The 14,103-nt window shown below is 53.6% G+C and carries 14 protein-coding genes; 2 read left to right on the forward strand and 12 right to left on the reverse strand.

Features of this window, described 5'->3' with window-relative positions:
* Both H8S11_RS14230 and H8S11_RS07040 read right to left on the reverse strand, forming a co-directional pair.
* Positions 1-3,462: chitobiase/beta-hexosaminidase C-terminal domain-containing protein (locus H8S11_RS14230; protein ID WP_186852663.1), on the reverse strand; the 3,462-nt coding region annotated here is incomplete at its 3' end.
* Between the two features lie 241 nt (positions 3,463-3,703).
* Positions 3,704-4,537, reverse strand: coding sequence for a peptidoglycan recognition protein family protein (locus H8S11_RS07040; protein ID WP_147570609.1), 834 nt, complete (start codon positions 4,535-4,537; stop codon positions 3,704-3,706).
* 146 nt (positions 4,538-4,683) lie between these two features.
* Here H8S11_RS07040 and H8S11_RS07045 point away from each other — a divergent pair, with 146 nt between their 5' ends.
* The gene (locus tag H8S11_RS07045) at positions 4,684-6,027 is read left to right on the forward strand and encodes a Na+/H+ antiporter NhaC family protein (protein WP_340405197.1); all 1,344 of its coding nucleotides are present in this window, start codon (positions 4,684-4,686) and stop codon (positions 6,025-6,027) included.
* A gap of 228 nt (positions 6,028-6,255) precedes the next feature.
* Here H8S11_RS07045 and H8S11_RS07050 read toward each other — a convergent pair whose 3' ends face one another.
* The 7 genes from H8S11_RS07050 to H8S11_RS07080 form a co-directional block, all read right to left on the reverse strand.
* A complete protein-coding gene (locus H8S11_RS07050; protein ID WP_243200978.1) occupies positions 6,256-7,293 on the reverse strand; it encodes a tyrosine-type recombinase/integrase in 1,038 nt (345 codons plus the stop codon).
* Positions 7,294-7,504: 211 nt separating this feature from the next.
* On the reverse strand, positions 7,505-7,690 hold the full coding sequence (locus H8S11_RS07055) for a helix-turn-helix domain-containing protein (RefSeq protein ID WP_186852665.1): 186 nt from the start codon (positions 7,688-7,690) through the stop codon (positions 7,505-7,507).
* Between the two features lie 9 nt (positions 7,691-7,699).
* A complete protein-coding gene (locus H8S11_RS07060) occupies positions 7,700-8,134 on the reverse strand; it encodes a hypothetical protein (protein ID WP_186852666.1) in 435 nt (144 codons plus the stop codon).
* The gene (locus H8S11_RS07065) at positions 8,115-8,963 is read right to left on the reverse strand and encodes a rolling circle replication-associated protein (protein WP_366460885.1); all 849 of its coding nucleotides are present in this window, start codon (positions 8,961-8,963) and stop codon (positions 8,115-8,117) included. The genes H8S11_RS07060 and H8S11_RS07065 overlap by 20 nt, the downstream gene beginning before the upstream one ends.
* 194 nt (positions 8,964-9,157) lie before the next feature.
* Positions 9,158-9,859, reverse strand: coding sequence for a hypothetical protein (locus H8S11_RS07070; protein WP_186852668.1), 702 nt, complete (start codon positions 9,857-9,859; stop codon positions 9,158-9,160).
* Positions 9,860-9,902: 43 nt separating this feature from the next.
* Positions 9,903-10,694, reverse strand: coding sequence for a hypothetical protein (locus tag H8S11_RS07075; RefSeq protein WP_186852669.1), 792 nt, complete (start codon positions 10,692-10,694; stop codon positions 9,903-9,905).
* A gap of 3 nt (positions 10,695-10,697) precedes the next feature.
* A complete protein-coding gene (locus tag H8S11_RS07080) occupies positions 10,698-11,081 on the reverse strand; it encodes a hypothetical protein (RefSeq protein ID WP_186852670.1) in 384 nt (127 codons plus the stop codon).
* Positions 11,082-11,272: 191 nt separating this feature from the next.
* Between H8S11_RS07080 and H8S11_RS07085 the strand changes: the two genes are divergently transcribed.
* A complete protein-coding gene (locus H8S11_RS07085) occupies positions 11,273-12,145 on the forward strand; it encodes a helix-turn-helix domain-containing protein (RefSeq protein WP_186852671.1) in 873 nt (290 codons plus the stop codon).
* Positions 12,146-12,211: 66 nt separating this feature from the next.
* On the opposite strand, the gene H8S11_RS07090 is transcribed toward H8S11_RS07085, so the two are convergent.
* Genes H8S11_RS07090 through H8S11_RS07100 form a run of 3 tightly spaced genes read right to left on the reverse strand, consistent with a single transcriptional unit; the run spans position 12,212 to position 14,102 of the window.
* Positions 12,212-12,736, reverse strand: coding sequence for a hypothetical protein (locus H8S11_RS07090; protein ID WP_186852672.1), 525 nt, complete (start codon positions 12,734-12,736; stop codon positions 12,212-12,214).
* Positions 12,733-13,512 (reverse strand): hypothetical protein, encoded by a 780-nt coding sequence (locus H8S11_RS07095; protein WP_186852673.1) that lies wholly within the window; start codon positions 13,510-13,512, stop codon positions 12,733-12,735. Before H8S11_RS07095 ends, H8S11_RS07090 begins: the two co-directional genes overlap by 4 nt.
* A complete protein-coding gene (locus H8S11_RS07100) occupies positions 13,509-14,102 on the reverse strand; it encodes a hypothetical protein (protein ID WP_186852674.1) in 594 nt (197 codons plus the stop codon). The genes H8S11_RS07095 and H8S11_RS07100 overlap by 4 nt, the downstream gene beginning before the upstream one ends.
* Between the last annotated feature and the right edge of the window lies 1 nt (position 14,103).

The following is a 14,103-nucleotide window of genomic DNA, read 5'->3' on the forward strand; positions in this document are numbered from 1 at the left end:
CCGGAAGCCGGCGGAGGGGCAGGTATCCTGGTGGTCGATCTCCACGAAGGAGGCCTCAATGGTCACCTTGGACCGGGGCATCTTGAAGGTATACTTGCCGTCGCCCTTGTCGGTCAGCTTGATCTCGTCCCCGTTCTTGTCGGTGACGGTCAGCTCGTCCAGCTCATAGCCCTCGTCGGGCTTGACGGTGATGGTCACCGTCCGGCCGCTGGAGGCGCTCCTGGGGGACACGGTCACGCTGCCGTTGTCAATGTTCTTGTCCACGCTGATGGAGTAGCTGCTGGAGCCGCCGCCTCCACCGCCGCCAGCGCTATTGATCGTATAGACGAACTCCGCCACATCGCTGTCAAGAGAGTCTTTATACAGGCCCTTGGTATAGGCTTTTACAGTAGTGCTGGAGCTAATCGTCAAGGCTCCGGTATATTCCTGACTCGTGTCAGATGCGGTGGGATCAGAGCCGTCCAGAGTATAATAAATCTTGGAAAATTCAGGCAGAGTTGTGGTAGACAACTCTACGGTCTGAGTACCAATATAGGTGCCCGCCGCCGGAGAAGCAACGGGGGCCGCGGCCTTTTGCAGCATCATAACCAGTTGTTTTTGTCCGTCTTCTGCATCCTGTTCTACAATCTGATATTTCGCCCGGTTATCAACAAAGTTGTTGACAGACGCTCTTCCGCTCTCATAGGGAGCGGTAAATTCTTTACTGAGTTCGGGCGAGGAGTTGATATAGATGCCGATTTTTGCATCCTGCGACAGTCCCCCTTCTCCAATGGTCAGCAGGACATTGGAGACTGTATTGAGCCAGAGGTCGGAATTGATCCCTTTCCCTCCATCGGTTCCTTTGTTGCCGAGGATGGTGGCCGTACCGGATACCTGGACACTTCCCATATCGGCGTAGACGCCACCCCGAAGGGTCCCGGAAGTATTTCCAGTAATCACGCCGCCATTCATGATAAATTTTGCGTTGCCGATCAAGTGGACACCGCCAGCGCTCTTCTTGCTACCGTTATTTCCAGTGATCGTGCCGCCCTCCATAACAAAGGTAGCGCCGCCTTGTATCGTCACACCGCCGCCGCGGGCATTGCTGCCAACACCTCCAGTGAGCTTACCGGCATTGCTGCCGCTGCTGTCTTTCAGGGTAAAGGTATTTGCCGTGACCAGCAGGATATGGCTTCCTTCGGGGGCCGTGATGGTCCGGCCGTTCAAATCCAAGGTCATGGTTTTTCCGACAGAGAGCGAATCACCGAGGGTCACATTCCGCAGTAATTTCACAGTACCTTCCTCACCAACAGCATCGATGGCGGCCTTCACAGAAGTGTACTTCTCCCCACCCTCTACCTGGGCAACAAATTTCTCTTCCTCAGCAATGGGGACAATTTCAACTTCCTGTACCTCGCCAACCTTAGGAGGGGCAACAGTAACGGGAATCTCTGTTACAATGGTATCACTAGAGTTGTCCGCCTTTTGGGATACATGGAAGGTATAATCCCCTTCGGACAGGGAATAAATGACATATTTTTCCCCCTTCTTGACCGCTGTATCAAAATCGTTGAACGCAGTAATGGGGCTGCCGTCCGCCTTGGTCACGGTGACCTTGTCATTCTCGGTCAGGCCGTCCAGCACGATCAAGTTGCGGTTGACCACCTTTACGTCAGTATCTTCGATGGTCACAGCGCTTGCGGTATTCCAGTCACAGTGGGTCTTGTAGATGACCACATTGCCCTTATATGTATTGCCGCTGATCGTGGCCTTCAGGGCCGACTTCCCCTCGGGGTTCAGCTTGGAATTTTCGCCGTCCAGCCAGTACTGATACTGGGCATAGTCCCACAGCTGGATATAGGCGGCGTCCCAGTCGCCGGAATCAAAGGTATTGCCGGTGATCTGAATATCAGTCTCCTCTGTGGCGGGTTTGCCCCAGTAGCCGTCGAAGGGCACACGGACATTGGTGAAGGTGTTTCCTTCAAAGGTGATGGCTCCCGCCGCGCTGTTGTCGCCACAGGTGTAATAGCCCCGCTCCCAGTTGGTGAAGTCACAGTTTTGAACTGTGATGCTGGGCTGATGGATGTATAAGGCAATCGTATCCTTCAAATCGTCCTTTTTATTTTCAAAAGAACAGTTGTCCAAGGTAAGTCCATCGCAGGCTCCGCCGCTGATGACCGCGGTCCCGTCCTCGGACACAAAGTCGAGGCCCTTCAGGGTAACATCCGCCGCCGTCACAGCCACCTTGCTGTCTTTGTCGGTCTTGACTGTGGCGGTCACGCCATCGGCAGTCTGGACGGTAACGCCGCTCACCGCAATGGAGAAGGGCTCATATGTACCAGAGCGGGTGATGGTGACCGTTTTGTTGTCGCTTTCGGCGGTGACAGCCTCCAGCGCCTCTGCGAGGGACACATATTTGTTGTCGCCCACATACGCCACGCTGTTGTCAACAGTAACTTCCTTATCATTGACAGTCGCCTGGATATCAACTGTACCGGCATTATTGGTCGTAACATCATTGTAAAAATCGCCATGAGGGGTAATCGAATCTGTGACATCCCTGCCGCCTGAAAGGGCCTGATTCACAGTCGCTGTACAATCGCTAATCGTAGTCTTTCCCGCAGCGCTATTCATAGCCGTACCGACCAGCGCGCCAAATTCATCGCCAACCTCGCTGTCCGGGTTTGTTATGGTCAGGTTTCCTTCGTAGGTGCAGTTCGTCATCGTGTTGCCGTAGTGGAGGATGCCCAGGAGCCCGCCCACGTCAGAGGTGGAGCCGATGACGTCGATCTTCACATCACAACCGCTGATCGTAATGTTACCCTCACCCATGAAGCCGACGAGGCCGCCTACATAGGTGCGGTATTCCTCGGATTCCGCTTTTACATAGCTGCCATCGCCGCCAGTCACATCCACATTGGTGATATTCGCATAGGCATTCTTCCCGAACGCGCCGCCCACATAGGAATAGCCGTCTATCTGAATCAGGCCGGTCACGTTGATATTGGTGTATTTTGAGGTATGGGGCGTTCCGGCCACAGCGCCAACATCCAGGTAGCCCTCTACCTGTGCGTTGTTCAGCGTAAAGTCTTTGATTTCGCCGCCTGTTGTAAATCCGAACAGGCCGGCATCACTGCTATTTCCTGTGATTTTCAAATTGGAGATAGTGTTCCCCTGGCCGTCAAAGGTCCCCTGAAATGGCTTCCCATTCCTCCCGATGGGCGTCCATTCCTTCCCCTCCAGGTCGATATTCTCCCCCAACTTGATAGTCTTTTTTTGGAAGGAAGTCCCCCCATTGACCAGTTGGGCCAGACCCGCCAGGTCGGCGGCAGAGGAGATAGTATACTCGTCCCCATCTCCTGTATACCACTCCGTGCTGGCGCTCTCCGCCCATGTGTCCCCCTCTTCCGCAAACACAGAGAAGGGAAGCATCGACACTATCATCACTAGAGCCATAATCGAGGATAAAATTTTTCGCTTCACATCCGATTCTCCTTTACCTAAAAATACAGTCGGAGGCGGGTCCGCTCCCCCGGGGCAAGGGAAATGTTTGTCCCCTTTGGGGGGACAAACAGAAAGCGGGTCCCGCTTTCGTCCTGTTTTGAGATTATTATATAATAGAAGCAGGAAAACCGCAACTATTATCAATATCTTTTCTGCCTCGTCCAACAAATTTTTACACATAAACAGGAGGGACCGGCCCGCTGCGGGCCGGTCCCTGTGTTTACTCCGCTTCAGGTTGGCCGCCTGCCCCGGACCATATCTGGTCCAGGCGGTACAGCATCTGTACGGTTTCCTCCCGGGTGGTGAAGGACTGGTATCGCTGGTTGCCCTCTCCGTCTCCGGCCACGATGCCGGATTCCTCCGCCCATTTCCGGGCTTGGGCCGACCAGTCGCTAGGAGACCATCTGGCCCGTTTAGCCAGATAGGCGTCCATCATACGGTCAAATTGCTCCTGCGTCATAGGCTCCTCCTCATGCTCGCCGTCAGTCAGCATGGCCTCGGCCACGTCCTGGCGGAACTGGTCCATAGTTACCCCGTGTTTGGGCCACCACTGGAGCACGTCGCCGTGCTGGCTGGCAATACCCAGGTCGTAGCCCTCGGCGTGGCAGATGACCACGCCGGGCTCCAGGGGGTCCAGAGAATACTGGCGACACAGCAGGGCAGTGAGCTGGACCGCGTTGTGATAGATGTCATCAAAATAGGCCTGATTGGCCGCTACATCATACCCCACCATCTCGTCGCCACGGTAGGTGTGTCCGGCAGGCTCACAGCACTCAAAAGAAATATGAGTGTTGTTCGCGCTCCTGCCGGAGGTGCCTGTACCCGCATGCCAGCCCCGGATGATCCAGGGCAGTGTCTGAATGGCTCTGTCCCGTGCCACGAACGCGTGGACGCACTTTTCTACGCCCGGCTTGTTCCACCGGCGGATGAACACCTCCGGGTCCGGCTGGGCTACCCCGGTGGAGTGGACCATAATTCCTTTGGGCACAATGGTCCGCCCTGCCTGATAGCAGTCATTCTCTGTCAAAAACTGTTGGGTCAGATCAAGTTCCATATGCCCTCCTTCGCTTCTGCGTCCCCAACCGGGGACGCTCCATCCTATGCTCCGGGCCGTTTCCGGGTGCCCCCGCATAGAAACATCGTTGACACAGAGCGAAATATCTTTTACAATAAGGCTTGTGTATAAAAGGAGGTCATTTTGTGGAACTGAGGGAGAAAAAGTTGAACAGCAACCCCAGCGCGTTGCTGCCCATCCTGATATTTCTGGTACTTTATCTGGGTATGGGACTGATTTTTGAATACGGCATCGGCATCAACATGGCATTCTATGATATCCCCATCGTAGTCACCTTCATGGTTGCCCTGTTGGTGGCGTGCTTACAGAACAAAAAGCTCTCTTTTGACGAGAAGCTGGTTCTGATGGGCCGGGGCGTAGGCGACAAAAATATTATCACTATGATCCTCATCTTCCTGGTCGCCGGTGTGTTTGTGGGCGTGACCGGGCGGAACAGCGCCGAGGCCGTGGCCTATTTTCTGCTGTCCATCGCCCCTGCCTGGGCCTCTGTGGCGGTTCTGTTCGTCGCCGCCTGCTTTGTGTCCACCGCTATGGGCACCTCTACCGGCACCATCACCCTGATCACCCCCATTGCCGTGGCCGTATCCCAGGTGTCCGGGTTCTCCCTGCCCCTGTGTGTAGGCACAGTCATGGGAGGCGCCATGTTCGGGGATAACCTGTCCTTCATCTCCGACACCACCATCGCCGCCTGTTCCACCCAAGGCTGTGAGATGCGTGACAAGTTCCGTGCCAATGTGAAGATTGCCCTTCCCGCCGCCATCGCCACCCTGGCGGTCATTCTGGCGGTATCCTTCAACTCCGGCGTGGGACAGATCGAGATTCCGGAAATCAATCTGCTGCTCCTCATCCCCTATGTGCTGGTTCTGGTTGGCGGCCTTCTGGGCGTCAACGTATTTGTGGTACTGATTATAGGCATCATATCCGGCCTGGCCATCACCGTAGGCACCGGTCTGGCCGCTGGCACCATCGCTACTGGCGCGGATGTGCTGGAGCTGCTGAAAGCCATGCGGGATGGCGCTTCTGGTATGTTCGAAACGATCCTGGTCACCGTTTTAGTGTCCGCTATGTGTGCCCTCATCCGGGAGAATGGCGGCTTTGAGGCCCTGCTGGCCTTCATCCGCCGGGTATTCAAGGGCCGTGTGGGCGGCCGGCTGGGCGTAGGCCTGCTGGTGGGTGCCATGGATATCTCTACCGCCAACAACACTGTAGCTATTGTTATGGCTGGCCCCATTGCCAAGGAGATCAGTGAGGAATATGGCATCAGCCCCAAGGAGTCGGCCTCTCTTTTGGACACCTTCTCCTGCATCTTCCAGGGCATCATTCCCTATGGCGCCCAGATGCTGATTGCGGTGTCCGCCTCCGGCATCTCCGCTTTTGAGATCATTCCCAACCTGTTCTACCCCTATCTGCTGGCTGTAGCCTCAATCGTCTACATCCTGGTGGGGGCCGGCAAGAATGCAAAGGGTTGATCTTCTCCCACTGCATCATACTGAAAAAAAGCTGCCGTAGCTCTGGCTGCGGCTGCTTTTTTGCCTATTGAAAAAATATTTTGAAAATTATTTATATTTTCTGCCCTGTGTCCGCTAATCCTTGCGGTGTAAGGCTTTTTTGCGTATTGCCTTAACCCATACCTCCCGTTTTGGTCTTTGTTTGGTCCAGATTTTCTAGTAGGGCCTAGCGGGAGGCGGTGCAATCTGCTAAAAGTTGATGGCGCTTGCTATGGCCTCCATAGCGCGGGTCTGGGCATTGCTGAAAGCGTGGGAATAGATGTTCAAGGTCGTTGCCGCCGTGCTATGCCCTAGCGCCGTCTGTACCGTCACCACGTCCACCCCGGCGTCTATCAACGCGCTCGCGTTGAAGTGGCGGAAGGAATGGACGGTAGCCTTGCGCAGGCCCATACGTTTGGTGAAGGTCTGTAAATAGTTGTACGGGGCCGTCGTGGACATTGGCGAGCCGTCTAGTTTGGTGAACAGCCTGTCGGATTTCACCCAGGAGCTACCGCACACCGCCCGCTGTCTGTCCTGCCACGCCCTCAACGCCCTTAGTGCGTCCATCACATTGTCGGGCACCTTCAAGCTCCGCTGACTTCTCTTTGTCTTTGGCGTGTCGGTGTAACAAGTATGCTCGGCGGAACTGTAATAGTAAGCCCTCCGAATGGAAATAACATTGTTCCGAAAGTCTACGTCCTTCCATTCCAGCCCCAACAATTCACCCTTGCGACAGCCCAGGTACGCCGCCAGTGTGAAGAACACCGCAAAGGGCCTCTTGGCCTCGTCAGCGGCCCACAGGAGGCTTAACAGCTTCTTGACCTCCTCTATGGTGTAGAACTCGCGCTCGGCCTCCTGGGCCTCTGGATAGTCCACGGTAACGCACGGGTTATAGGTGATGATACGTTTCTTGACAGCATAGTTCAAGATGACAGAGACGAACCGCACATAGTTCTTGACGGTGCTCGGCACCAGTCCGTCACTGTTGAGCGTGCTCACGAACTTCTGAATGTCCAGGGGTGAAATCCTGTCAACCCGGATATGCCCCAGGGCGGCGTATGTGCGCTTCTCCATGTTGTGGTAGGCGCAGAGGGTGAGCCGCTTTAGCTTCAACTCGGCGTAGTCCTTGAACCACTCACGGGCGAAGGTCTCAAACTTCGCCGCCGTCACAGTCTGGCCTTTCTTACAGCTTTCCTCGAACAAGACCGCCTGCTTATTGACTTCCTTTTCGATTTGCCGTTCGCTCATACCCTCTCGCGGCCTATATGTCATGGACTTTACGACTTGCTTTCCGTCCACGCTGTACCCGCAGGACGTTCTAATTCTATATGTATTGCCGCGCTTTGTAATCGTTGCCATTTTTAATTCCTCCTGCATTAAAAACGGCGCGTTTTCCATGTGTTAAGTATACCACAAAAGGTATCAAAACACAAGGAAAACAGCGCCATTTTTCGATTATTTAAGCGATTTCATCGAAATATTTGAGTATTTCGCGTTCCGAAATCATGTATTTATTCCCGAACTTGTGATACTTGATTTTGCCCTTTATGCACATCATACGCACCCGGTATTCACTCAGGCCGTCAATCAGCTTCGCCGCCTCTTTCAAGGTCAAAAGGCGGGGCTTTCTACTCGTCTTATCCATAGTCTCCTCCTACGCACAGCCCAGGGGAGCGGCCCCCATAGGGAGCTTCTTCACGCACCGGACGGGACTGTCGCTTTCCTTGGGCAGATAGTAGGTGTAGACCATTCGGTCCTCCATGTCCAGCAGCACAGCGAAGCCGTAGCCATAGCAAACTAAGTCCATCACCTGGGAGGCCGTCAGGCCCGTTTCCCTGGGGGACAGTCCACCCTCGGCGTACACTCTGAAAAGCTCCATGCGGTCCAGCAGATGGAGCAAGTCAGCCTCCTGGGACACCTCAGCCGAAATCAGGCGGAGCTTGCCTTGCTCCTTTACCACGCCGAAATAGGCACACCCGCCCCCGGTAATTGCATCCCGGACCTTCTTCATTGCTTCCGGGCCAGTATACGGGCGGCACCGCCGCCCCAGGTCCGCAAGGTCCAGTTTCCTAATTCTCTGATTGTTCATCGTCTTGCACTCCTCTTGTAAATGTCCTATAATTGATGATATTCTTGACCTCTCCGGCCTCGTCGGTGATGGAGATGGTCTTTTCGTAGGTCAACGGTGCGTCACCCACAGCGGCCATGGCTTCCCCCTCGGTGGTCTTGAACACCTCCGGGAGCTTTACCCCCCGCGAATGGCGGTAGATATTTAGCCCAGGTGGGTACAGTCGGAGCCGTGCGCCTTTGACAACCGCTTTCCGGGTCCCGTCGCGGCCCTCTACCTCCGTCAGCCGCCCGCCGTCGAGTACACCCGCGCTGACCGCCCCGGCCAACTCTAGCCCATCCAGGTACGAGGTGAGGTAAACGCCAGGGTTGCCCACCCCTTTGAGGCTTTGGGTTTTGGTGAAGCCGTGGCCCCATATCCGCGCCATCTCGTCGTTAGGGATGAAGGGGGCTTTGCCAGGAAAAAAGAACAAACAGTGAAAGTGCCATGCTCCCCGGCCCTGGGGTTCTATGGCGGCTATGTACTCGACGGATGGGTGGCCGCGCTTGCCCAGGTAGTAACGGAGCCGTTGCCAGTAGCGGCGATAGTTCTCATATACCCGGGCAACATCCACCTCGTTTTTGGCATTGGTCAGTGTGACCCACAGCGCAGTTTCCGGGTTCGTTAGGTTCGCGTTAATGAGGTCTCGGAGCTTGAGGAGGGACCTCTTCACACTTGCTGTGTCCTCGGCCCGGTTGGTGATATGCTCGTAGTCTATGACCTCGCCCGTGCGGAGGTCCAAGCCGTGGTCCTTATCTAGCTTGCGGACTGGTATACTTGGTGCGGAACGGGACCAGCGGATTTCGCTCACGTTCCCGGCCACCTTTAAGGTTACTTCCGTGTCTGGTGTCTCTGGCCGAACATCAGGTATTCGCTTAATTTCCATCGTGACCCTTTCTGTCAAAGTTACATATATATTAAATCAAATAGGTTGCCACCCCTGCGGGGCGGCAACCGGGGCGTGACGGCGATCTGCGTCGCCGCCCCGCCCCCGTGCTTCCGCTGTCAGTTGGTAACAGCGTGGATAAGGGCCTTCTCTAGCTTTTTCCAGTCTCGAACCATCGGCACTTGGACCGCTCGGAGATTGTTTCCAGCCGTCAGGAGGTGGCCCGCGCCTACAGTCCCGGCGGGGATGGGCATAAGCTGGGCGGTGTCCATATCCCCGACCATGGAGGCCATGGACGCCGACATGGGGCCGAGAACCAGAGTGTGATTGAGACTTTCCCGAGCCGCGCCGCCAGAGGCAAACATGGAGGCGTCGGGCCTCTGAACAGACAGGAGCAGTTGCACCCCCATAGCCCTGCCTTGGAGCAGGATGGAGGTCACCATACCCTTGACTTCCTCTTGCTCTTTCTTCGGGAGCAGAAGCAACAACCCCATCAACTCGTCGAGCCAGCCAAAGCAAAATGGAGGCAACGGAATGGTCCCGGCCATTCTATCCTGCAAGATTTGGTTCAGCTCCCGTAGACCGTCCAGCGCCGCCCGGTATGGGTAGTACCGCGCCCCCGGCACATCATGCAAGAAGCGAAAGGCCGGGTCTCCCTTTCCATCCATCACCCACACGCGCACGTCCGGGTAAAGGACAGCTAGGGTCCCGACGGCGGAGGCCGCCGCAGTCGATTTTCCCCAGCCCGAGGGGCCAACAATAAGGACCCCCGGCATGGTGAGGTCAATCTCAATCCAACGCTGGACGCCGTACGCAAGCATACGGCGGTCCAGCAGGAAGGGTATCTTCGGCGCTCCCATCGGCTCAAAAGTAGGGGCTGACGGGCGGAGCGGGCGGGGTGCCGTCGTCGTCGGTCTTGGCAAGCTCGATTGCCTCAATGAGTTCAACGGCTTTCTCATTGACGCGCACCACGTCCAGTTTGAAATACTTTCCGCAGGGAAAGCACCCAATGGCCTGGATGGAGGTGTGGGGATTGTTTCTGGAATCGTAGAACAGGGGGGCGGGCTGCCCCGGAAGGTCCCTCGCGTCCAGCCGCTGGCCCATGCGCAGATTGAACATCTCCACGAACTCCTTGCTATCGAACGGCTTGCCGCTGTTGTCCGCGTTGAAGTAGACCATAAAGGAAATCACGGCGACCCCGTTGCTTACTTCAATGCACTGGCTCTTGGTCGGGCAGTACAGCTTGCTCAAACTTCCGGGGCGGACGATTGGCATATACTCCGCTAGGTCCTGGAGGACGGCGCACACGATTTCCGCCAGGGCCACCAAACCTTGCTTGGCTCGTTCAAGCACCAGCTTATCAGGGTGGGGGAGGGGCTTCTTCCCCGTCACTTCCTCCCCCGGCTTGCGTGTGGCAAGCCAAGAGAAGAAGCAGACCGGGACGCCGACTAGTAAGGCTATGTCCGCCCAGTGGAGGGCCAGAAAGCCAACGGCCAGCCCGAACAGCGTCCAGAACAGTACCAGTGCCCCGGCTATCCCCACGGGGAGGGCAAGGAAAGTCAGCACAGCCCGAACGTAAAAGTGCCGCGCCCAGAGGACACAGAGGACATTCCACCACGAGGTAAGGAACTCCACCGTTCTACTCCAAAGTTCCATGCCTTACCCCTCCTTCTTCACGCCGGAGGGGGCAGACACCACCACAGCCTTGTCTGCGGTGGCACTGATACCCAGGCCGTTTTTGCCCTGGTATGGGTCGGCGGTGAAGCCCTCGAAGCGCACCCGGATGAATTGCCCGGAGAGGCAGGCCGCCGCAACTTCCTCCGCGCTGACGGCAGGTACGGCTTCCGGGGTCTTGACGGTGAGCGGGGCCAGCCCGCTCTGTTGCATGAGTACCGTGTAACAGGTGCCCACCCTCGGGCCGGGGTGACGTTTCCCATCCGTACCGGTCTCCCATGCTACGTCGTCCTTGACGTCTCCCACGATTGGGGTTGGTGTTCCTGTGGCTTGCTCAGCACTTAGCTTGAGGTTGAACTTATTAGGCATATGTGCCCTCCTTTCCACGGAAGCCTCCAATCATCCCGGACACGATTTGAGACTTCCGAGCATGGCGAGAGGGTGTACCGACCTCCGCCGATTCGGGTTGCTTGCAACTCAGGGACAATGCCAATTTTACACGCTGAAAAGTGATAGGTCGAAGTACGAAAAAATGTACTGAAAGATAGGAGTGGGTTCACATGAGCGAGCGGAAGAAATATCGGATTGACGCCGATAAACTAAAATCGGCCCGCAAATGGGCCGATTTGTCCGTTGAAAAGTTGTCCGAAAAAGCAAGCTGTGTCTATGCTAAAACTGCCCCTGGCAAGAAAGGTTTCTCTGTTTCAGATATTCAAAAGTACGAAAAGGGAGACGCCTACATCTATGCCGACAAGCTAAAAATCCTATCGTCAATCCTAGAAGTTAGGCCGGAGAGCATACTGTTTTTTGATACCCCGGAACCGCTTTCGGACACAGTTCAGTTTAAGACCTGGAGCCGTTTTGTAGATGATATATTTACATATAACGGCAGATATTTGGGGCTTGTATCATACAACAATTATATGACATTTTTGTTTGACTGTTGTAGTCCACGCTGGGAGGCACTAAGCAGTTTAGGGAGCTGTGGGACTAAGAAGCCATCCGCCGTGACCACGAAGCAGCAAGGCGTGATTTATACCAGCACCAGAAAAAACGGACTAAGAAAAACTGATTTTATAAGCACCCGTGAAATATTGGTATTGCTCACACACACCAAGGATGAAGCCGTGCTAAGAATCACAGAGGACCGCCATGTGGCGGAACAGTTTAAGCGCATGGTACTCAAGCACCAAGAGGTCCTTCATGTGATAAAAGGGCAGATAGAGGCAGGAGAGGTGCAATACAGTTTATCAGACCTGGAACGGCTGATTTCTTATTTTGAAGTCCTTTCCAAAAGCCTTGTATACGCGGAATTTTGTGCCTTGGGTGAGCGAGCCGAACAGTTCTTAGACGGTTATGACGATAGTGACCAAGCGGCTCACCACAAGGACATTTACGAGCAAGTAATGTATTCTGAGCTGGACACTCTTTAAGTCTTGAAGGGATAGAAAAAGCGGCGGGTGACTATTAGCTCACCCGCCGCTTATGGCGTTGTTTTATTAAGTTTTTGAGGCTTTTAGTCGTTCCGCCTTGAGTGCGCTAAATGCTTGCTGAAAGTTCGCTATATCCTGGGCCTTCATGCCCTTGCGGGGTAGTAGAAAACGGCCTTTCGTTGTATTGATTTCCAGGTCGTTGTGGTAACTCAGCCAATAGAGGGGAATGGTGAGCAGACACAGTACGGCGCACAGCTTCCAGGCTGTTTCCTGAAACGGTACATTCCAAAGGGTAAAGCCTACGGAATACACGTCCTCTATGATTTCTTTCTCGTATCCGACAGAGGGCAGCGCCCGAATGCTCAAGGCGGCGAAGCCGAAGCACATAGGGAATAGAAACACCAGCCGGGAATACGTCTTTGTCAGCCCAACCCGCAGCACATTGAGCAAGTCCACCGTAACAGTCCCGGACACCCTGCGCCGCTTGTGGAGGTCGTAGCGGTAGTAGTTCCCGGTAATAGTTATGACTGCTTCGGACAGAGTACAAGAACAGAAATACCCAGGCAGTAAAAAGGTAGCTTTTCCGTTCATGTTTTACTACCTCGAAGAGCCTTTACTTGTCTTTCAAAATTTTTCAATTCCTCCACAGAGTACAAAGTAGAGCGAAATGGAAAAACACCTGTTGAATGATAAATATTGAACGTATTAAATATTTTGCGACTTTGTAGAAAATATATCAACCCCAATGACAGAACAGCAATCGAAAAAACCAAACAAACATATCCAAAAATTTTTGAATTTGGCCACTGTTTAAAGAAAGGTGATTCCAGAAGATACCAGGCCGAACCGACTGCACCGCCTAGAGAAGCTATAAGAGAAGCACATTTGTGGAGTTTCCTGAATCCAAGCACCAAAAATAGAACAAATATTGCTCCACATAATATCAATATTGTATTAGCAAAACGGAAACCTCTTAGCATGCCGTTAATATCTGAAATACTAAATCCATAAATCCCTTCAATAATTTCAGCATGACCATATTCATCCATCAAATTTTCCACTTCATATCCATAACTAACATATACTTGTTTCGTGAAGTAAATCAAAATGAATAGCACGAAAAAAACAATTGCAGTTATCCAAAAAATCTTACTATGTATGTTTACGGTTTCTTTTGTTGCTGAAGCAATAGAGCGCGTATCAATAATATAGTTTCCTTGCTCATTTTTACAATAAAGCCTTTTTTGCGTTAAAACCGCATAGGGTTTTTGATAAGTTCCCTCTAAGTCAGAGGCAATCGCATCTTCGCCAATAACAGCTTGCGTCCGTTCATCTTCTTCCCGGAAAAAAGGATATTTTTCCATCATTCTGAACAATCCTCCTTGCTGTGAGCTTTCAAAAGATGAAGCTGACGCTGAAAATCTCGAATATCAGAAATCGGATACCAGCGAATATCAAACGCAAAGCCGCCACCAGGAAAGGCCACCAGGAACATGCTCTCCCGCTTGACAAAATATAGGATATAGAAAGGTACCGCAGCAATAAAAAAGATAGGAGATAGCGGCAGAGCAGGGAATACCATCAACACAAGGGCCGCCACGGTCAATAAAACCGCAAAAGCCAAAAAGCCAGTATGACGAAAGTGGGTAAACTTGGTAAATGTAATATCTTCGATAGAAACAATACCTTCCTCGGTGGCAGATTTTGTGTCCTTCCCGGCCCCACTGAAATTCTTCCCTTTATAGTAAAACCGCTTCTGTGTCAAAACTCCGACACCTTTTTCCACCGCTCCACCCGAGAGGAAATTCTGCAAATAGTTCGTGCCAATCGTGGACACAATACTCTCGCTTTGGTCTACAAAAATACTGTTTCTCCCTTTGGGAGGTGTCCCGCCGCCAGGTACATAGTCTTGAGCTTCTATGGCAGTATCCCAGCCGCCACCAGTGCAATTCCCCATA

The sequence above is a fragment of the Flintibacter hominis genome (genome assembly GCF_014287965.1).
Lineage (GTDB): Bacteria > Bacillota > Clostridia > Oscillospirales > Oscillospiraceae > Lawsonibacter > Lawsonibacter aceti.

Excerpts from the sequence above, each read along its gene's own strand:
- H8S11_RS07090 (WP_186852672.1), bottom strand. The coding sequence starts at position 12,736 with ATGAACGGAAAAGCTACCTTTTTACTGCCTGGGTATTTCTGTTCTTGT.
- H8S11_RS07040 (WP_147570609.1), bottom strand. The coding sequence starts at position 4,537 with ATGGAACTTGATCTGACCCAACAGTTTTTGACAGAGAATGACTGCTAT.
- H8S11_RS07095 (WP_186852673.1), bottom strand. The coding sequence starts at position 13,512 with ATGATGGAAAAATATCCTTTTTTCCGGGAAGAAGATGAACGGACGCAA.
- H8S11_RS07070 (WP_186852668.1), bottom strand. The coding sequence starts at position 9,859 with ATGCTTGCGTACGGCGTCCAGCGTTGGATTGAGATTGACCTCACCATG.
- H8S11_RS07075 (WP_186852669.1), bottom strand. The coding sequence starts at position 10,694 with ATGGAACTTTGGAGTAGAACGGTGGAGTTCCTTACCTCGTGGTGGAAT.
- H8S11_RS07085 (WP_186852671.1), top strand. The coding sequence starts at position 11,273 with ATGAGCGAGCGGAAGAAATATCGGATTGACGCCGATAAACTAAAATCG.
- H8S11_RS07050 (WP_243200978.1), bottom strand. The coding sequence starts at position 7,293 with ATGAGCGAACGGCAAATCGAAAAGGAAGTCAATAAGCAGGCGGTCTTG.
- H8S11_RS07080 (WP_186852670.1), bottom strand. The coding sequence starts at position 11,081 with ATGCCTAATAAGTTCAACCTCAAGCTAAGTGCTGAGCAAGCCACAGGA.
- H8S11_RS07100 (WP_186852674.1), bottom strand. The coding sequence starts at position 14,102 with ATGGGGAATTGCACTGGTGGCGGCTGGGATACTGCCATAGAAGCTCAA.
- H8S11_RS07060 (WP_186852666.1), bottom strand. The coding sequence starts at position 8,134 with ATGAACAATCAGAGAATTAGGAAACTGGACCTTGCGGACCTGGGGCGG.
- H8S11_RS07055 (WP_186852665.1), bottom strand. The coding sequence starts at position 7,690 with ATGGATAAGACGAGTAGAAAGCCCCGCCTTTTGACCTTGAAAGAGGCG.